The sequence below is a fragment of the Ralstonia psammae genome, from assembly GCF_958405935.1.
GTDB classification, from domain to species: Bacteria; Pseudomonadota; Gammaproteobacteria; order Burkholderiales; family Burkholderiaceae; genus Ralstonia; species Ralstonia psammae.
Window position 1 is genome coordinate 15,783 of record NZ_CATZBU010000015.1, and the last position, 17,108, is coordinate 32,890.

Below are 17,108 nucleotides of genomic sequence, written 5' to 3' on the forward strand. Positions count from 1 at the left end.
TATCGGGTGGCCAGCGCGCGCGCCGGCCGTCGCATCTAGCGGGCCACCGGGATACCCTCACGAGCGCCACGGGAATACGGTCCGCCTCCTTGGGCCCGTCATTTTATATAGTGAAAAGCGATCTCACAACGGGATTTTGGGTGGGGGTGACATGCGCATTCGCTACAATATTCCACCGTCCTGTCACGGCACCATCGGGCTTGCCCCATATCCTTCCATCGCCGCTGCCGTGCCCAAGCCCACCAATTCTTCCAACTCCGCTGATCCTGCCGCAGATCTGTCCGAATTCGGCCTGATCCGCCGCTATTTCACGCGACCGACGCCGCGGGCGACATTGGGCGTGGGCGACGATTGCGCCTTGCTCGGTCCGCGCCCGGGCCATGAATTGGCGATTTCCACCGATATGCTCGTCGCCGGCCGTCACTTTTTCCCAGACGCGGAGCCACGCGCACTTGGCCACAAAGCGCTGGCTGTCAACCTGTCGGATTTGGCGGCCATGGGTGCGGAGCCGCGCGCTTTCACGCTGGCGTTGGCGCTACCCGAAGCCAACCCCGCCTGGCTGAAACCATTTTCCGAAGGTCTCCTCGCTTTGGCGGATGCCTTTCACTGCGAACTCATTGGCGGCGACACCACCCGCGGGCCGCTCACACTCAGCCTGACGGTTTTCGGCGACGTCCCTGCCGCTGCGGCACTGCGTCGCGACGCCGCCCGCCCTGGCGATGACCTCTGGATCTCGGGCACCGTCGGCGATGCGCGACTGGCGTTGGGCGCGCTGCGCAACGAATGGGCGCTCACGCCCGACGCGCTCGCCCAGGTGCAGCCGCGCATGGACATGCCCACGCCGCGCGTCGCGCTCGGCCTGGCATTGCGCGGTGTCGCCCGGGCGGCGCTGGACGTATCGGATGGCTTGTTAGGCGATCTTGGCCACATCCTCACGCAATCTCGCGTTGGAGCGACGATCACGGTCAATGATGTACCGCGCTCGGCGACGCTGGCAGCGCAGCCCCCGGCGCTTCAACTTCAATGCACGCTGGCCGGCGGCGACGACTACGAACTTTGCTTCACGGCCCCTGCCGGTGCTCGCGACGCCGTGGTCGCTGCGGGCCAGCGCGCGGGCGTGGCTGTCACACGCGTCGGCCGCATCGACGCCGAAGCCGGCTTGCGACTCGTCGATGCGTACGGCGCCCCGGTCATCTTCACGCACAGCAGCTTCGACCATTTCTCTTCCGCCCCATGACGTCTTCCACTCCCTTCCCGCCTTCCAATCCGCCGGGCCAGGCTGACGCCGTCGTCCTTGAAGCGGGCCAGACCGCACAAGTCCGCCGCCCGACGGCGCGCTTCATGTTCGGGCATCCGGCGCGTATCCTCGCGCTCGGCTTCGGCTCGGGCCTGTCGCCCATCCTGCCGGGCACGGTCGGCACGCTGTACGCGTGGGTGATCTACGTGGTGTTTGCACGCTGGATTTCGGGACCGACTTGGCTGCTGATCGCGGCCGTTGGCTTCGTGATCGGCATCTGGGCGTGCGCCCGCACCGCGCGCGATCTGGGCGTCGCCGATCATGGCGCCATGGTGTGGGACGAAATGGTCGCGTTCTGGCTCGTGCTGGCCTTCGTCACGCCAACCACGCTGGGTGGGCAATTCGCCGCTTTCCTGTGGTTCCGCTTCTTCGACATGGTCAAGCCAGCACCGATCCGCTACTACGACCGCACGCTCAAGGGCTTTGGCGTGCGCGGCGGCTATGGCGTGATGGTCGATGACATTCTCGCGGCGTTCTACACGCTGCTTGTGTTTGCGCTGTGGCGCTCGTTTTGACGTTTGACGTCGGAAGCTTCGAAGGTATTGCAATGGCTGAATCCCGCGCCCTGGCCCAACTGGCCGAACTCACCGCTGATACGCTGCACAAGCGCAGCCTGATGATGGCGTCCGCCGAGTCGTGCACCGGCGGGCTGGTGTCCGCCGCCATCACGGATGTATCGGGCTCGTCCGCGTGGTTTGAGCGCGGCTTCGTCGTCTATTCCAACGAAGCGAAATCGCAGATGTTGGGCGTTCCGGCGGCGCTGATCCGCGAACATGGCGCCGTGAGCGAGCCGGTGGCGCACGCCATGGCCGAGGGCGCAGTGCTCAACAGCCGCGCGCAGGTGGCCGTCGCAATTACCGGTGTGGCCGGCCCGACCGGCGGCACGCCCGACAAGCCTGTCGGCATGGTGTGCTTCGGCTGGAGCAACCGCCTGCAAACGCGTGTGGAAACGCGCCACTTCAAGGGCGACCGCAAGCAGGTCCGACTGCAGGCTGCGGAGCACGCGCTGCGCGGCCTGCTCGACTTCCTCGACTCGGCGGAGTCCTGATCTAGATCTCGCTGGGATGATCCGGCCGGCGACGATCTCCGTGATCGTGTTCCGGCTGGTGCTCGTGGTCGTGCTCGTGGCGACGGTCGCGATCATGATCGCGGCGCGTCGTCTCGTGCTGGTGGGTATCGTCGCGCTCTTTCTCGAGCTTGCGGTTCGGATCCTTGGCGGTCTCTTCTCGAAGCGTACCGGCGACAGGGCGGTGCGGATGCGTGGTCATGGCGTCCTTCCTCTCACGGCAACCGAACCGACCGTGCGGATCAGTTGCGGAACTGGTTGATCTGGTCCCGGGTGGCAAGCGCCACGCGGCGGGCCGCATCGGCGAAATCGCTGTCGGTGCTGGCGTAGAGAATGGCCCGCGACGAATTGATCATCATGCCGTTGCCGTCCGCCGTGCGGCCGGCGCGCACCGTGGCTTCGATGTCACCGCCCTGGGCGCCAACGCCCGGAATCAGCAGCGGCATATCGCCGACGATCTCTCGCACCTTGGCAATTTCTTCCGGGAAGGTCGCGCCCACCACCAGGCCCATCTGGCCGCTGGTGTTCCACACGTCGCGCGCACGTTCTGCCACGACCTGGTAGACGGGGCGTCCGTCGGTTTCCAGGAACTGCACATCGCTGCCGCCGGCGTTGGAGGTGCGGCACAGCACGATCACGCCCTTTTCGGCATGCGCGAGGTACGGCTGCATCGAGTCGAAACCCATGTACGGACTCACGGTGATGGCGTCGGCCTGGTAGCGCTCGAAGGCTTCCTTGGCGTAGTGCTCGGCGGTGGAGCCGATATCGCCACGCTTGGCATCAAGAATGACCGGGATGCCCGGATATGCCTCGTGGATGTAGTTGATGAGCTGCTCGAGCTGGTCTTCGGCGCGCTGCGAGGCAAAGTAGGCGATCTGCGGCTTGAACGCGCAGACCAGATCGGCGGTCGCGTCCACAATGGCGCGGCAGAACGAGAAGATCGCTCCGCCCGTGCCGGTCAGAGAGGCCGGCAGGCGTGCCGGGTCGGGATCGAGCCCGACGCACAGCAGGGAGTTGTTGCGTTGCCAGGCGGCAGCCAGTTGTTCGGTAAATCGCATGGTGTCGGGAATGTGAGAGCGCAGCCGGCTGGCCGCATGACTTGTCTGCATTTTACTCGTCGGGCGGCCCGGTGGCCGCATCTTCCGGACGTGGCATCGGCCCCACGCGTGCGCGCCAAGCCACCGTTTGTGGCTGAACCCGTCGGCTCTTTACGCTACACTCGGCGCGATTTTTCGCCGCCCGTTCAACGCCTGCTTCAAGGAAACACCCCATGATCAACCTGTTCGTCGTGCAAAAAGGCCGTCTCGCGCAGGAACAGGTCGAAGAACGCAGTGAACTGCTGCAGCACAAGCCGATCTGGATCGACGTGATCGACCCCGACGACGAAGAACTGGCGTGGATCAAGGAAGCCTACGGCGTGGTCCTGCCCGAGCTGGAGCAATTGGGGGACCTGGAAGCCTCCGCCCGCTACTTTGAAGGCGAAGACGGCCACATCCACATCCGTACCGATTTCCTCCTCGACGAAGAAACCACCTCGCGTAACGTGCGCGTGGCCTTCGTGTTGACCAAGGATGTGCTCTTCTCCATCCACGACGAAGATCTGCCTGCGTTCCGGTTGGTGCGCATGCGTGCGCGGCTTCGCCCGGGCTCGGTGCGCAACGCCAAAGATGTGCTGATGGATCTGTACGCCACCGACGCGGAATACTCGGCGGACTCCATCGAAGAAGTCTACGAACGCCTCGAAGATGCCAGCAAGCGCGTGCTGGCCGATGAGGTGACCGATGCGGCCGCCGCCGATGTGCTGGAGATCATCGCCCGCGTGGAAGACTTGAACGGCCGGATCCGCCGCAACGTGATGGACACGCGCCGCGCCGTGTCGTTCCTGCTGCGCAGCCAGTTGCTTTCGGCCGACCAGCAGGACGAGGCGCGCCAGGTGCTGCGCGACATCGATTCCATCGAAAACCACACGGCGTTCCTGTCGGACAAGGTCAACTTCCTGATGGATGCCACGGTCGGCTTTATCAACATCAACCAGAACAAGATCATCAAGCTGTTCTCCGTGGTGTCGGTGGCGCTGATGCCGCCCACGCTGATCGCCTCGATCTACGGCATGAACTTCAAGGTGATGCCGGAGTTGGACTGGGCCGAGGGCTACCCGTACGCGATCGTGATGATGGTGGTGTCGGCGGCAATTCCGCTGGTGTACTTTCGCCGAAAAGGCTGGCTGAAGTAGCCCTACGCCCGGTTAATCCGGCAGCGTGGCGGAGCCCATACGGTTAGCGATTACGGTGGCCTTGCGCGTGAAGTTGACGTGCACGTTGGCGCAGTAGCTCTTCTTGTCGAAGCACTTCGGTGCGGGGAGCGCCGCGGCCAAGCGTGCCGCCTGACCCACCGTGAGCTGCGAGGCAGGACGCTTGAAGTAGTGCTGAGCCGCCGCTTCCGCGCCGAACACACCTTCGCCCCATTCCACCGAGTTCAGGTAGATCTCGAGAATGCGTTCCTTATCGAGCCAGAACTCAAGCATCCACGTGATGACAAGCTCTTCACCCTTGCGCAGGTAGTGGCGTTCGCCCGAGAGGAACAGGTTCTTGGCCAGTTGCTGCGTGATGGTCGAACCGCCCGCGACCACGTGGCCGCGCCGCTTGTTCTTCTCCCACGCGTCCAGCATGGCATCGACTTCCCAGCCGCTGTGCGAGACAAAATCGGCGTCTTCACTGGCGATGACCGCACGTTTGAGATTGCGCGAGATCTGGTCGTAATTGACCCAGCGGTGGTCTACCTTGCAGGTGAAGACATTGGCGCCGCACAAACGCATGCGCTCGGCGCGCATGAAGCTGGTGGACGACGGATCGAACACCTGCCAACTCGCGATGGCGGCAAAGAAGTACAAGTTCAGCGCGGCCACGCCCGCAACGAAGCAGCCGATCACGTAGCCGAACCAACGCATCATCGCGGGGCTTCTCTCCAGGTTCAGCGAGGCGCGCGCGCCGCGACGGCGGCTTCGCCCTGCAGCCCTTCGCGCATGGCAAGCAGCACCGGAGCGGTATCCGGGCGCACGTCGCGCCAGACGAAGAACGATTCCGCTGCCTGCTCCACCAGCATGCCCAGGCCGTCCCATGCGCGGGCGCCGTTGCGGCGGGCAAACTCCATGAACACCGTCGGCCGCGGGCCGTACATCATGTCGTAGGCCAGCGCGTTGGGGCCGAACACGGTGGTCGGGATCGGCGGCACCTCGGCCTGCAAGCTGCTCGCCGTCGCGTTGATGATGACGTCGAACACGTCGTCCGCAGCCAGCTCGTCATAGCCGCCGCCCACGAGTTCGACCTCGTGCAGCTTGGCCGAGACCTCGAAGCGCTCGACCAGCCTGTTGGCGCGATCGGCCGTACGGTTGGCGAGGAACACGCGCGCGGGCTTGTGCTCCAGCAACGGCAGCAGCACGCCACGCGCTGCGCCACCGGCGCCCAGCAGCAGCACGCGTTCGTCTTCGAAAGAATTGCCGATGTTGTGGGTGATGTCGCGCATCAGGCCGACGCCGTCGGTGTTGTCGCCAAAGATCTCTTCGCCGTCGAACTTGAGCGTGTTGACCGCGCCGGCCGATTCCGCCCGCAGCGACAGCGATGTCGACATTGCATACGCATCGAGCTTGAACGGCACGGTCACGTTGAGCCCGCGTCCGCCTTCGCGCACGAAGGTCATCACGGTTTCGTCAAATGCGATCAGTTCAGCGTAGATACGGTCGTAGCGGATGAGCTGCCCAGTCTGCTGCGCAAACGCAGCATGGATGATGGGCGACTTGCTGTGCGCGATCGGGTTGCCGATCACGCCATAGCGATCTGTGGGGGGCGCGCTCGCAGCTGCGAGGATGGCCTCTTGGAACGACGACGACATGGACGGCGAAATCAGCGGGTCTGCAGGTGGGTTTCCAGGCCTGCGCGGGTGAACTTGAAAGTGGCGACCACATCCTGGATGTCGACGCGCTTGCGCATCTCGGCCGGGAAGCCGCCAAACGGTGAAGACGAACGCACGATGGCCACGGCCTGGCGATCCAGCGCGGGGTTGCCCGAGCTCTTGGCGATCTCGATGCCTTCGATCTTGTAGCCGTCCTGGTTGTAGCCAAGCTGGCCTTCGCGGTTGATGCTGATCACGACGATCAGCTCGCCGTACAGCGGGTGCCCATTCTGGCTGGGGAAGTTGGCGGTGCCTCGCGCTTCGATCTTGCGGCGCACGGCATCGTAGTAGCGGGCGTAATCGACCTGACGCGCGCTGGCGGCAGTCAGCACATTGCGGCGCGGGCGCTTGGCGTAGTTCTCGAGGTTACGGTCGATCTCGGCCTGCAGGCGGGCGATTTCGTCTTGCGTGGTGCGGTCGTCTGTGCCATTGGTGGGCGACGGCTGCGGACGCTGGCCGGGCTTGACCTGCCGATCATTGACCAGCGGTGCGCGGTCGGTCGATTGCGTGAGCAGGCGGCGCTGCTCTTGCTCAAGATATTCAACGCGGCGCTGCGTGAGCTTGATGGCGTCACCGGTCTGCTCATTGGTGTCGGCAGGCAGCGGCGTGGTAGCGCGCTGCTGGTCGTATTCGCCACCGCCGTTCAGGTTAACCTGGGCCACGGCCGTCGCCTTGGACGGCGCCGTCGACGACTTGGCGTTGACCAGCACCACATCCAGACCCGGGTCTTCGCGCTTGATATCGAACGCCTCGGGGGCCACCACCCGCACGAACAGCAGCAGAACATGCACGGCCAGCGACACCACCAGTGCCTTGGTGAGCGTGCTGCTGCCGGACCAGTCCGGACGGTTTGCGAGAGCGGCCATGGGGCGATTCCTGCTCGATGCGCGAAGAATGAAAGTCAGTCTGCGATTGTAGTTAGGCAGCGGCAGGCGTTCCACCGCTCTCGCCGTCTTGCGGCGGCGGCGCCACAGCTGCGTCGGCTTCTGCGCGAGCCTCTTCCCCATCGGCGGCCGGTTGTGGTTCAGCCGGCACATTGGCTTCGGTCTCTGCCTCGGCCAGTTCTTCTTCGATGGCTTCGGCTTCAGCGTGTGCATCCGCTGCGGGCGCGAGGATTTCCACCACGCGGCATGACACTTCCAGGCTGATCTCGTCGGTGTCCAGGATATCGAGCACGACATGCGTGCCGCGTGCCGTTTGCGCCAGCTCCGGCACCTTCGTCACCAGCGGAATGTCGGCGAAGCGTACGGCGCCTTCCTTGAGCACCACGGCCTGCATGCGCGTGCGGTTTTCCTGCTTGAGCCACCGCAGGCACCAGTAACGCTCCATGGTCGACTGGTGGTCGGCATAGGCGGCGTAGGTGGCTTCGAAGTCAGCCACTGCGGCCAGCAGGTCGGCGTCCTTTGGCTTGAACGGTGCAATTAGCTTGGCCGTCACACCGTGCTGCGCCACTGCCGCGATCTGCCATTGGTTGACCAGATCGACATAGCGACGCAGCGGCGAGGTACTCCACGCGTACTGCGCCACGCCCAGACCTTCATGCGGCGCCGGATACGTCTGCATGCGCGTGCGGTGCATGCCCCACGCCTTTTGCGTGCGATAGATGCCCGGCACCCCAGCGTCGGCCAGCATGCGGCCCCACGTGCTGTTGGCCAGGATCATCAGCTCGGCGACGATCTTGTCCAGCGGCGAGCCGCGCTTGCGCTGTTCGATGCGCACGCGCTCGCCGCCACCCTCGGCCTCGGGAATCGCATCGATATAGAACGAATAATCGCCCTTCTGCGCGCCCTCAGGCTTCAGGCCGCTGGCGATGCGTGCCTGCTGGCGGCCGTCGTACAACGCGCACGCAAACGGCCACAACACGGCCAGTTCGGCCTTGAACGGGTATTCGCCCGAGCCGTTGGCCAGCGCGTCGGCGGTGATCACGTCGTCGAGCAGGTTGTGGCGCAGGTTGGCGGCCACGGTCACGGTTTCGCAGCGCGTTTCGCTGGCGGTAACCGCCCATGTAGCGCGGTCGACCGTCGCGTACAGCGACAGCGCCGGGCACGCGCGCCCTTCCTGCAGCGTGTACCGATCAACCACCGACTCCGGCAGCATCGTGATCTTATCGCCGGGGAAATACACGGTCGACAAACGCTGGCGTGCAATCACGTCCAACGGTTCGCCGCGCTGGATGCCGAAGCCCGGCGCGGCAATATGGATGCCGATACGCACCGTGGCGTCGTCAATGGGCGTGACCGAGATGGCGTCGTCGATTTCCGTGGTGGTCACGTCGTCGATCGAGAAGGCGCGCACGGCAGCGGCCGGCAGCTCCATCGCCGGTTCCGGCACAGTCACATCCGGGAAGCCGATGCCCTTCGGGAAGCACTCCGACAGAAAGCGCGCCTCGTGCAGCGCACGGGCATTGGCGATGCCGCCCACTGCCACCATCAGGCGCATCGGCGACAGGCCCAGCGCGGTGCACGCCGCGTCGAGCGCCTTGTATTCGAGACTGCTCTTGTCCGGCTTGAACAGCAGTTGCAGTGTCTTACCGCGGAAGGCGTCGGGCAAGCGCATCGCCTTCAGTTCGGCTTCGTATTCGGCCTGCAGCGCGGCTTGCTGCTTCTTGCGCTCCAAGCCCGCGAGCGCGGCCTTCAGTTGATCTTCGGGTGCGCGCTGATAGCGGCCACGGCCCTTGCGGCGAAAGTAGACGGGCGAGCCATGCAGCGCGATGGCCAGCGCGGCTTGCTGCGTAGCATTGGCGCCGGCGCCGAAATACTCGCCGGCCAAATCGGTAAAGCCGAATTCATCGGCCGAAGCGCATTCCCAGAGGAAATCCAAGTCGATTTCTGCCGACAGCGCCTGTGCGGCCTGCGACAACTCACCCGCGGACGGCTGCGCGAATTGCAGCAACACGTCGCGCGACTTGACCTTGGTGCGCTTGGCGCTCGGCAACTCGACCTGATAGGCCTCGCCCTGTTGGGACAAGACGGTGCCCGCGCGGATCTCGCCGCCTTCTTCAAACAGCAACTGCATGGATTTGTATGGATTGCGGCACTCACACGAGCGAGCACCACTTTGAATGAGGTGAAATGGCCGCGCACCCGGACGTCATGGCTTGATGCGAGGCGATAAAAAGTTGGGGGCGATGATACCGCACTGGCTGGACGCCCGGCCCGCGAAATACGCTTACCGCGGCGGGTGGAAGCCGGCCAGAGCGGGCAGGAAAACCTCCGTCACCAGCATCGCGCTCGCTCCGCGCCGAAACACCGACCGGCGGGCCGGCAGCCGGGAGATCCCGGCAACAGGCGCATCGCCCAGCGCGGCATGCGCGCGGCGCACCAGCGGGTGGCGCGCGTCCAGCAAGGCGAATTCGAAATCCCCGCGCTCCACACGCGGATCGGCAAACAGCGAATGCCCCAGCGGCTGCGCCCCCAGCGCTTTCAGGAATGGCCAGTCGAGCGCCACACTGCGCGGATGCACGATGGTGTGTGCATAGACCACCGGGATGTCGTCGCAGACGAGCAAAACCTCGCGGACCAGCGTGGCGGCAGGCCCGGCCATGCCGAGGCAACGCCACTCGTCGCGCAACGGCATCGCGCGCTGCTGGCCGAGCAATTGAACGCGGAAGCGCGACGAAGCCGCACGAAGCCTGGCTGTCAGCGAATCGGTGCCCACCGCCCAGCGCGCCCAGTGACGGTCATAGATCACAGCAGGAGGTAACGCGCTGCGCCAGAGGCTGCGCGGGTACGACAGGGAATCAGTCATACGGCGCCAAGCGGGTGCGCGGCCAACAGATCGGCAGGAACGCCGCAAAAGACGAGTACTTCGTCCATGTACCGCGCAAAATCGCTGATACCGTGGTCACTGCCGTCGATTAGGCGAGTGGCCGCGCCGGGAAAGTGGCCGAGCATTTCGCGGTAATCGAGCACCTCATCACCGGTCGCGGCGAGCAGGAAATAACGCTCGGGGTGCGTAATGGCGGGCACGGCCAACGCGCGCAGCTCATCGAGGTGATGCGGCTCCACGCGGATCGTGCCGCCGCCATGCCATAACGGCTGTTCGCCGACGTATTTGGCGAGATCCCGTTCGGGGCGGCTGGCGGGATTGAGCATGGCCGCGCGCAGCCCGTGGCGTTCGGCCTGCCACGTGGCGTAATAGCCACCCAGGGACGAGCCGATGAGTACAGGTTTGGTGCCGTCTCGCGCACTCAACTCCGCGATCAGCGCATCTGTCTCGGCCATCGCCTGGCGTGGCGAGACGGGCAAGATTGGGCAAACGTATTGGTCCGCCAGCCCCACGGAAGCCATCCGCTTGGCCAGCAACTGCGCCTTGAACGACCGCGGCGACGAACGGAATCCGTGCAGATAGATGATGGATGCCGGCATATGGAGGTCAGCTTGCCGTATCGACTCGCTCGGCCAGGGCATCCAGCAGCTTCTGATGAACGCCGCCGAAGCCACCGTTGCTCATGACAAGCACATGGTCACCGGGGCGGGCGGCGGCCGTGACGGCTTCGACTAACGTGGTCAGATCAGAAAACGCCTTGGCGCGCGCTCCCAGCGGCGCCAACGCGCCAGCCAAATCCCAGCCGATTGCGTCGCGGCCCTGGGCAGCGCCGTATGCGAAAACTTGGTCAGCTCCGGACAGACTGTCCGGAAGTGCCCTCTTCATCACACCCAACTTCATGGTGTTTGAACGCGGCTCCAGCACCGCAAGGATGCGGCCCTTGCCCACGCGACGTTGCAAGCCCTCGATCGTCGTGCGAATGGCCGTCGGATGATGGGCAAAATCGTCGTAGACCGTCACGTCATTGACGGTGCCGCGAACTTCCATGCGTCGTTTCACATTTTCGAAACGGGCCAGGCTTTCAATGGCTTGAGCAGGCGGTACGCCCACGTGGCGCGCGGCCGCGATGGCGGCCAGCGCGTTCATGCGGTTGTGGTCCCCCTGCAGTTGCCAGCGCACCCGGCCCTGCGTTTGTCCCTGGAAAACGACGTCGAAGCTATCGTCGTCGCCCAGATTGGCGATTCGCCAGCCATCGCCGTCTTCTGCGCCGAAATGCTCGACCTCCGACCAGCATCCGCGCGCAAGTACGCGCTCCAGGCTATCTTCGCGACCATTGACGAGCAGGCGGCCCTGACCCGGCACGGTGCGCACGAGATGATGGAATTGGGTTTCGATCGCCGCAAGATCGGGAAAGATGTCTGCGTGATCGAATTCCAGGTTGTTCAATATGGCCGTACGGGGGCGGTAATGGACGAACTTGCTGCGCTTGTCGAAGAAAGCCGTGTCGTACTCGTCGGCCTCGATGACGAAGAAGTCAGATTCCGTGAGCCGCGCAGACAACCCGAAGTTGCGGGGCACACCGCCCACCAGGAAGCCTGGGTTGTAGCCCGCATCCTGCAGAACCCACGCGAGCATCGACGTGGTGGTCGTCTTGCCGTGCGTGCCGGCCACGGCGAGCACCCATTTCGTGCGCAGTACGTTGTCGCCCAGCCATTGCGGACCGGAAATGTACGGCAAGTTGCGGTCCAGGATGGCTTCCATCAGCGGATTGCCGCGAGAGATCACGTTACCGATGACGTACAGATCGGCGCCGATGGAGAGTTGTTCTGGGTCGAAGCCTTCAATCAGCTCGATGCCCTGTGCTTCGAGCTGGGTGCTCATCGGCGGGTAGACGTTGGCGTCGCAGCCGGTAACGCGGTGGCCGGCCTGGCGGGCAATCAGGGCAATGCCGCCCATGAAGGTGCCGCAGATTCCAAGGATGTGGATATGCATGGGAGCCATCTCAACTTCGTTGCGCCGCATTGTACCTGCGGCTTCAGGCCGGCCCGCGCGCTTCAGTAAAATAGAGCCATGTCCAAACGCTCCACCCTCGACCCCGCACGCGTGCGGGAGGAAATTGCCGCCGCCGCCGCCCGCATGATCGCGGAAGACGGTGCCGACTACGCCACCGCCAAGCGCAAGGCCGCACGCCAAGTGCTCGGCACGGAATCTCGCGCGCCCGGCGAATGGCTACCCGACAACGAACAGGTCGAAGCGGAAGTCCGCGAGTACCAGGCGCTGTTCCAAGCCGAATCCCAGCCGCGCGTGCTGGCGTTGCTGCGTCGCATCGCGCTGCTGCTGATGGAAGGGCTGGCAGCCCATCACCCGTACCTGGCGGGCGCGGTTTTCAACGGCACCGCCAGCGAGCACTCCGACATCCACCTGCAAGTCTTCTGCGATAGCCCGAAGGACGTGGCGATCTTCCTGCTTAACGCCGGGGTGGATTTCGACACCACGGAGAGTGCCCATTTCGCCGGCCGCGACGAAGTGGAAACGCTCAGCTTCCTGTGGCGCGGCCAATGGCCCGCCGGGGCCGATTCCCGTGAACTTGCGCGCGAGCTGCGGGCTGAAACGGGCACACCGGTCGGCGTCCATATCGCCCTATATGACATGAACGATGTGCGTGGCGCGCGGCGCGCAGACGCCACCGGCAAGACCCAGCGCGGCGACGCAGCGGCAGTGCGTGCCCTACTGTCGCAGGGGTGATCGGCCGACAGGAGTACAATCCCGCACGCTTCGCCTCTGTATATATAGAGAGATCCCCGCAAAACATGTCCCGTCGTACCACGCTGATCGCCCTGTTGATCGCCGGCCTGATCGCCGCGACGGCAGGCGTCTATTTCGGACATCGCGCCACCGAGCCCAAAACGCCGGCTGACAATGCCGTCGCCGCGTTTTACGGCAGCAAGCTGCCGGACGCCAATGGCGCCTCCCTGGATCTGGCGGCTTTTCGCGGCCAAGCGGTGGTGATCAATTTCTGGGCACCGTGGTGCGGTCCTTGCGTGGAAGAGATGCCCGAACTGTCTGCGCTGGCACAGGAGCAGAAGGCCAAGGCAAAGTTTGTCGGCATCGGTATCGACTCGGCGTCCAATATCCAGACGTTCCTGAGCAAGGTACACGTCACATATCCGATTGCCGTGGCGGGCTTTGGCGGGACGGAACTGGGCCGTCAATTCGGGAACGAAGTCGGCGGCCTTCCGTTTACTGTGATCCTGAATGCACAAGGCGAGATCACTTTCCGGAAGATGGGTCGTGTGCATGCCGAAGAACTACGTGAGGCCCTACAGCGCACGTGAATCTGCAAAAACGTCATATGACGTTCATGTGCACGCAACTCCCCTTCTTCTCCGGCAAAAGCATCGACAGTGGCCCCAAGATCGGTGAAAACACCGATTTCTGGAGAGTTTCTCAGCAAAAACTAGACAAAGCATTCTAAGTTGCTGTAAATTGCGCCCAACTTCGCTCAACCGGTAAAAACGTGGCTGATAAACCCATCGCCAAAGCGCTTCGAAACGTGCTCGTATTGCACGGCCCGAACCTCAATTTGCTGGGGACGCGCGAACCGGAAGTCTACGGTGCGACCACCCTGGCCGACATCAATACCGCCTTAATCGAACGCGCCACGGCGCGCGGCGTAACGCTGGCGCACTTCCAGTCAAACCACGAAGGCGCACTGGTAGATCGCATCCATGCTGCCAAGAGCGAAGGCGTCGAATTCATCATCATCAATCCGGCCGCCTATACGCACACGAGCGTGGCCCTGCGCGATGCGCTGGCCGGCGTGGTGATCCCGTATATCGAAGTGCATCTGTCCAATGTGCATCGCCGTGAGCCGTTCCGCCACCATTCGTATCTGGCAGACCAGGCGGTGGGCGTAATTTGCGGACTGGGTTGGCGCGGCTATCTGGCGGCGCTGGACTTCGCAATCGACCAACACGGCGGCTAATCAGCCGTCTTCTTCCTTTTATTTCAACCACTTAACCAAGGCAACGACGCCAGCGCCTGGAGCGCCTTTTGACTGATGTGCGGCTGAAGAGCCATTCGCGCGCATCCACCGCCCCAGATCGCCGACGCTGCAGGAGAACGTTCATGGATTTGCGCAAGCTGAAAACGCTAATCGACCTGGTAGCCGAATCGGGCATTTCGGAACTCGAAGTGACCGAAGGCGAAGGCAAGGTCCGCATCGTCAAGTCGGCGCCGCAAGTGGTGGCCCCGATGCAATATGCGCCGATGCAGATGCAGGCTGCACCGGCTGTCGGCGCACCCGCTGCTGCGGCTCCGGCTGCCGTCAGCGCTGAGGCTGCCGCCCCGGCCCTGCCGGCTGGTCACATCGTGACGTCGCCGATGGTCGGTACTTTCTATCGCTCGCCGTCGCCGGGCGCCGCCGAGTTCGTCAAGGTGGGCGACACCGTCAAGGAAGGCCAGACCATCTGCATCATCGAAGCGATGAAGCTGCTCAACGAGATCGAAGCGGACAAGGCCGGCGTCATCAAGGAAATCCTGATCGACAACGGCCAGGCTGTGGAATACGGCCAACCGCTGTTCGTGATCGGCTGAGTTTCCGACATCAGACCCTCATCGTGCGGCACGCTGCGTGCCGCATCCGAGCGCGAGCCGGCGCACAAGGGCTGCCTCTGAGCGCGGCCCAGCCACAGCGCCCTCGCCTCTCCTTTTTGTAGCGAGAACACGATGTTCGACAAGATCCTGATCGCGAATCGCGGCGAGATCGCTCTTCGCATCCAGCGCGCCTGCCGCGAACTCGGCATCAAGACCGTGGTGGTCTATTCCGAGGCGGACAAGGAAGCCAAATACGTCAAGCTGGCCGACGAAGCCGTGTGTATCGGCCCGGCACCGTCACCGCTGTCGTACCTGAACATGCCGGCCATCATCTCGGCCGCCGAGGTGACCGACGCCCAGGCCATCCACCCCGGTTACGGCTTCCTGTCGGAAAACGCCGACTTTGCCGAGCGTGTGGAGCAATCCGGTTTCACCTTCATCGGCCCGACGCCCGAATCGATCCGCCTGATGGGCGACAAGGTGTCGGCCAAGCAGGCCATGATCAAGTCTGGCGTGCCGTGCGTGCCGGGCTCGGAAGGCGCCCTGTCGGAAGACCCGAAGGAAATTCTGGCAACGGCCAAGAAGGTCGGCTATCCGGTGATCATCAAGGCGGCGGGCGGCGGCGGTGGCCGCGGCATGCGCGTGGTTCACACCGAGGCTGCGCTGATCAACGCCGTCAACATGACGCGTGAAGAAGCCGGCCGTGCCTTCGGCAATCCGGAAGTCTATATGGAGAAGTTTCTGGAACATCCGCGCCACGTGGAAATCCAGATCCTGGCCGATCAGCACCGCAATGCCGTCTGGCTGGGCGAGCGCGATTGCTCCATGCAGCGCCGCCATCAGAAGGTGATCGAAGAAGCGCCGGCACCGCACATTCCGCGCCGCCTGATCGAGCGCATTGGTGACCGCTGCGCCGAGGCGTGCAAGAAGATCGGCTACCGTGGCGCTGGCACATTCGAGTTCCTGTACGAGAACGGCGAGTTCTACTTCATCGAGATGAACACGCGCGTGCAGGTCGAGCATCCGGTCACGGAGATGATCACGGGCGTCGACATCGTGCAGGAGCAGATCCGCGTGGCGGCCGGCGAGAAACTGCGCTTCCGTCAGAAGGACATCACGCTCAAGGGCCACGCCATCGAGTGCCGCATCAACGCGGAAGATCCGTTCAAGTTCACGCCGTCGCCGGGCCGCATCACGTCGTGGCACGTGCCGGGGGGTCCGGGCGTCCGCGTGGACTCGCATGCCTACAACGGCTACTTCGTGCCGCCCAATTACGACTCGATGATCGGCAAGGTCATCACGTACGGCGCCACCCGCGAGCAGGCCATCGCCCGCATGCGCATCGCCCTGTCGGAAATGGTGGTGGAAGGCATCCAGACCAACGTGCCGCTGCACCGCGACCTGATGCTCGACGCCAACTTCGTTGAAGGCGGCACTGACATCCACTACCTGGAGCACCGTCTGGCGCAACAGGAAGTGGCCAAGGGTGGCGGCAAGTGACATACCGCGAATGCGTGCTCGAAGTGGCGCGCGACGACGCCGAAGCGTTGTCCGAGGCACTGTTTGATCTCGGCGCGCTGTCGGTCTCGGTGGAAGACGCCGACGCCGATACGCCCGACGAGCAACCGCTCTTCGGCGAGCCCGGCCACGAGCCGACACGCCTGGCGTGGAACCGCTCGCGCGTGGTGGCGCTGTTGGCCGACGATGCCGATCCGGCACTGCTGGTGGCAGCCGCGGCCAACGAGATCAACCTGTCGCCGTTGCCCACGTACACCGTGCGCGAAGTGGAAGAGCAGGACTGGGTGCGCGTAACGCAATCGCAGTTCGAGCCCATCCATATTGGTGAGCACATCTGGGTCGTGCCGTCTTGGCACGACGCGCCGGAACCCGACGCCGTGGTGCTGGAACTGGACCCGGGCCTCGCGTTCGGCACCGGCAGCCACCCGACCACGCGCCTGTGCATGGAATGGCTGGAGCAGCACGTGCAACCCGGCGAGCGCACGCTCGACTACGGCTGCGGCTCGGGCATCCTGGCCATCGTCGCCAAGAAGCTCGGCGCTGGTGAAACCGTCGGTGTCGATATCGATCCGAACGCCGTGGAAGCCTCGCGCTACAACGCCGAGCGCAACCACGTCGAAGCCACGTTTGCCCTGCCCGACGATGCGCCGGAAGGCACGTTCGATCTGGTCGTCGCCAACATCCTGTCGAACCCGCTCAAGTTGATGGCAGCCATGCTGTGCGCACGCGTGCGCCCGGGCGGCCGACTGATCCTGTCGGGTGTGCTCGAGCGCCAGGCCGAAGAAGTGGCCGCCGCGTATGCCTCGGCCATTCCGCTCACAGTGTGGCGTGCACGTGACGGCTGGGTCTGCCTGCACGGTGTGAAGCCCGCGTAATTTCAAGGCATTGTGCGTCAGTGTCGCCTGCAAAGGTCGA

19 protein-coding genes are annotated in these 17,108 nt (G+C 64.2%); 10 read left to right on the forward strand and 9 right to left on the reverse strand.

What is annotated here, in order from left to right:
• Positions 1 to 151 precede the first annotated feature (151 nt).
• The 3 genes from thiL to R2N16_RS22035 are packed head-to-tail and all read left to right on the forward strand — an operon-like array spanning position 152 to position 2,345.
• Complete coding sequence (thiL, locus tag R2N16_RS22025; protein WP_316668585.1) at positions 152 to 1,237, forward strand: thiamine-phosphate kinase; 1,086 nt, start codon at positions 152 to 154, stop codon at positions 1,235 to 1,237.
• Entirely contained in the window at positions 1,234 to 1,812 is a 579-nt protein-coding gene (locus R2N16_RS22030; RefSeq protein WP_316668587.1) for a phosphatidylglycerophosphatase A family protein, read from the forward strand. Before thiL ends, R2N16_RS22030 begins: the two co-directional genes overlap by 4 nt.
• Positions 1,813 to 1,844: 32 nt before the next feature.
• Positions 1,845 to 2,345 (forward strand): CinA family protein, encoded by a 501-nt coding sequence (locus tag R2N16_RS22035; RefSeq protein ID WP_316668588.1) that lies wholly within the window; start codon positions 1,845 to 1,847, stop codon positions 2,343 to 2,345.
• Position 2,346: 1 nt separating this feature from the next.
• On the opposite strand, the gene R2N16_RS22040 is transcribed toward R2N16_RS22035, so the two are convergent.
• A complete protein-coding gene (locus R2N16_RS22040; protein WP_316668590.1) occupies positions 2,347 to 2,565 on the reverse strand; it encodes a metal transporter in 219 nt (72 codons plus the stop codon).
• A 40-nt stretch (positions 2,566 to 2,605) separates the two neighbouring features.
• On the reverse strand, positions 2,606 to 3,421 hold the full coding sequence (gene pyrF, locus R2N16_RS22045; RefSeq protein WP_316668750.1) for an orotidine-5'-phosphate decarboxylase: 816 nt from the start codon (positions 3,419 to 3,421) through the stop codon (positions 2,606 to 2,608).
• A 212-nt stretch (positions 3,422 to 3,633) separates the two neighbouring features.
• Between pyrF and corA the strand changes: the two genes are divergently transcribed.
• Positions 3,634 to 4,596 (forward strand): magnesium/cobalt transporter CorA, encoded by a 963-nt coding sequence (gene corA / locus R2N16_RS22050; RefSeq protein ID WP_024972131.1) that lies wholly within the window; start codon positions 3,634 to 3,636, stop codon positions 4,594 to 4,596.
• Between the two features lie 12 nt (positions 4,597 to 4,608).
• On the opposite strand, the gene mtgA is transcribed toward corA, so the two are convergent.
• From mtgA to mpl, 7 genes are all read right to left on the reverse strand, one after another.
• Positions 4,609 to 5,313: a monofunctional biosynthetic peptidoglycan transglycosylase gene (mtgA, locus tag R2N16_RS22055; protein ID WP_253543064.1), complete on the reverse strand. Its 705-nt coding sequence runs from the start codon at positions 5,311 to 5,313 to the stop codon at positions 4,609 to 4,611.
• Between the two features lie 20 nt (positions 5,314 to 5,333).
• Positions 5,334 to 6,251, reverse strand: a complete 918-nt coding sequence (aroE, locus tag R2N16_RS22060; protein ID WP_316668595.1) for a shikimate dehydrogenase — start codon at positions 6,249 to 6,251, stop codon at positions 5,334 to 5,336.
• Between the two features lie 11 nt (positions 6,252 to 6,262).
• Positions 6,263 to 7,177, reverse strand: coding sequence for an energy transducer TonB family protein (locus tag R2N16_RS22065; protein WP_316668597.1), 915 nt, complete (start codon positions 7,175 to 7,177; stop codon positions 6,263 to 6,265).
• 52 nt (positions 7,178 to 7,229) lie between these two features.
• Positions 7,230 to 9,326: a ribonuclease catalytic domain-containing protein gene (locus R2N16_RS22070; protein WP_316668600.1), complete on the reverse strand. Its 2,097-nt coding sequence runs from the start codon at positions 9,324 to 9,326 to the stop codon at positions 7,230 to 7,232.
• 153 nt (positions 9,327 to 9,479) lie between these two features.
• Positions 9,480 to 10,058: a chorismate--pyruvate lyase family protein gene (locus tag R2N16_RS22075; protein WP_316668602.1), complete on the reverse strand. Its 579-nt coding sequence runs from the start codon at positions 10,056 to 10,058 to the stop codon at positions 9,480 to 9,482.
• Positions 10,055 to 10,678, reverse strand: a complete 624-nt coding sequence (locus R2N16_RS22080; RefSeq protein WP_316668604.1) for a YqiA/YcfP family alpha/beta fold hydrolase — start codon at positions 10,676 to 10,678, stop codon at positions 10,055 to 10,057. Before R2N16_RS22080 ends, R2N16_RS22075 begins: the two co-directional genes overlap by 4 nt.
• A 7-nt stretch (positions 10,679 to 10,685) precedes the next feature.
• Entirely contained in the window at positions 10,686 to 12,071 is a 1,386-nt protein-coding gene (gene mpl / locus R2N16_RS22085; RefSeq protein WP_316668606.1) for a UDP-N-acetylmuramate:L-alanyl-gamma-D-glutamyl-meso-diaminopimelate ligase, read from the reverse strand.
• A gap of 78 nt (positions 12,072 to 12,149) precedes the next feature.
• Between mpl and R2N16_RS22090 the strand changes: the two genes are divergently transcribed.
• From R2N16_RS22090 to prmA, 6 genes are all read left to right on the forward strand, one after another.
• Complete coding sequence (locus R2N16_RS22090; RefSeq protein WP_316668607.1) at positions 12,150 to 12,824, forward strand: UDP-N-acetylmuramate--alanine ligase; 675 nt, start codon at positions 12,150 to 12,152, stop codon at positions 12,822 to 12,824.
• A gap of 65 nt (positions 12,825 to 12,889) precedes the next feature.
• Positions 12,890 to 13,414: a TlpA family protein disulfide reductase gene (locus tag R2N16_RS22095; protein ID WP_316668609.1), complete on the forward strand. Its 525-nt coding sequence runs from the start codon at positions 12,890 to 12,892 to the stop codon at positions 13,412 to 13,414.
• Positions 13,415 to 13,596: 182 nt separating this feature from the next.
• Positions 13,597 to 14,064 carry a type II 3-dehydroquinate dehydratase gene (aroQ, locus tag R2N16_RS22100; protein ID WP_316668610.1) on the forward strand — a complete coding sequence of 156 codons (468 nt, stop codon included), beginning with the start codon at positions 13,597 to 13,599 and terminating at the stop codon, positions 14,062 to 14,064.
• Positions 14,065 to 14,207: 143 nt separating this feature from the next.
• The gene (accB, locus tag R2N16_RS22105; RefSeq protein ID WP_316668612.1) at positions 14,208 to 14,675 is read left to right on the forward strand and encodes an acetyl-CoA carboxylase biotin carboxyl carrier protein; all 468 of its coding nucleotides are present in this window, start codon (positions 14,208 to 14,210) and stop codon (positions 14,673 to 14,675) included.
• Between the two features lie 132 nt (positions 14,676 to 14,807).
• Positions 14,808 to 16,175 carry an acetyl-CoA carboxylase biotin carboxylase subunit gene (accC, locus tag R2N16_RS22110; RefSeq protein ID WP_316668613.1) on the forward strand — a complete coding sequence of 456 codons (1,368 nt, stop codon included), beginning with the start codon at positions 14,808 to 14,810 and terminating at the stop codon, positions 16,173 to 16,175.
• Complete coding sequence (prmA, locus tag R2N16_RS22115; RefSeq protein ID WP_316668615.1) at positions 16,172 to 17,068, forward strand: 50S ribosomal protein L11 methyltransferase; 897 nt, start codon at positions 16,172 to 16,174, stop codon at positions 17,066 to 17,068. The genes accC and prmA overlap by 4 nt, the downstream gene beginning before the upstream one ends.
• Positions 17,069 to 17,108 lie beyond the last annotated feature (40 nt).

Bases quoted from the DNA above. Each gene is read 5' to 3' on its own strand.
- thiL (WP_316668585.1), top strand. From the start codon at position 152: ATGCGCATTCGCTACAATATTCCACCGTCCTGTCACGGCACCATCGGG.
- R2N16_RS22030 (WP_316668587.1), top strand. From the start codon at position 1,234: ATGACGTCTTCCACTCCCTTCCCGCCTTCCAATCCGCCGGGCCAGGCT.
- R2N16_RS22035 (WP_316668588.1), top strand. From the start codon at position 1,845: ATGGCTGAATCCCGCGCCCTGGCCCAACTGGCCGAACTCACCGCTGAT.
- R2N16_RS22040 (WP_316668590.1), bottom strand. From the start codon at position 2,565: ATGACCACGCATCCGCACCGCCCTGTCGCCGGTACGCTTCGAGAAGAG.
- pyrF (WP_316668750.1), bottom strand. From the start codon at position 3,421: ATGCGATTTACCGAACAACTGGCTGCCGCCTGGCAACGCAACAACTCC.
- corA (WP_024972131.1), top strand. From the start codon at position 3,634: ATGATCAACCTGTTCGTCGTGCAAAAAGGCCGTCTCGCGCAGGAACAG.
- mtgA (WP_253543064.1), bottom strand. From the start codon at position 5,313: ATGATGCGTTGGTTCGGCTACGTGATCGGCTGCTTCGTTGCGGGCGTG.
- aroE (WP_316668595.1), bottom strand. From the start codon at position 6,251: ATGTCGTCGTCGTTCCAAGAGGCCATCCTCGCAGCTGCGAGCGCGCCC.
- R2N16_RS22065 (WP_316668597.1), bottom strand. From the start codon at position 7,177: ATGGCCGCTCTCGCAAACCGTCCGGACTGGTCCGGCAGCAGCACGCTC.
- R2N16_RS22070 (WP_316668600.1), bottom strand. From the start codon at position 9,326: ATGCAGTTGCTGTTTGAAGAAGGCGGCGAGATCCGCGCGGGCACCGTC.
- R2N16_RS22075 (WP_316668602.1), bottom strand. From the start codon at position 10,058: ATGACTGATTCCCTGTCGTACCCGCGCAGCCTCTGGCGCAGCGCGTTA.
- R2N16_RS22080 (WP_316668604.1), bottom strand. From the start codon at position 10,678: ATGCCGGCATCCATCATCTATCTGCACGGATTCCGTTCGTCGCCGCGG.
- mpl (WP_316668606.1), bottom strand. From the start codon at position 12,071: ATGCATATCCACATCCTTGGAATCTGCGGCACCTTCATGGGCGGCATT.
- R2N16_RS22090 (WP_316668607.1), top strand. From the start codon at position 12,150: ATGTCCAAACGCTCCACCCTCGACCCCGCACGCGTGCGGGAGGAAATT.
- R2N16_RS22095 (WP_316668609.1), top strand. From the start codon at position 12,890: ATGTCCCGTCGTACCACGCTGATCGCCCTGTTGATCGCCGGCCTGATC.
- accB (WP_316668612.1), top strand. From the start codon at position 14,208: ATGGATTTGCGCAAGCTGAAAACGCTAATCGACCTGGTAGCCGAATCG.
- accC (WP_316668613.1), top strand. From the start codon at position 14,808: ATGTTCGACAAGATCCTGATCGCGAATCGCGGCGAGATCGCTCTTCGC.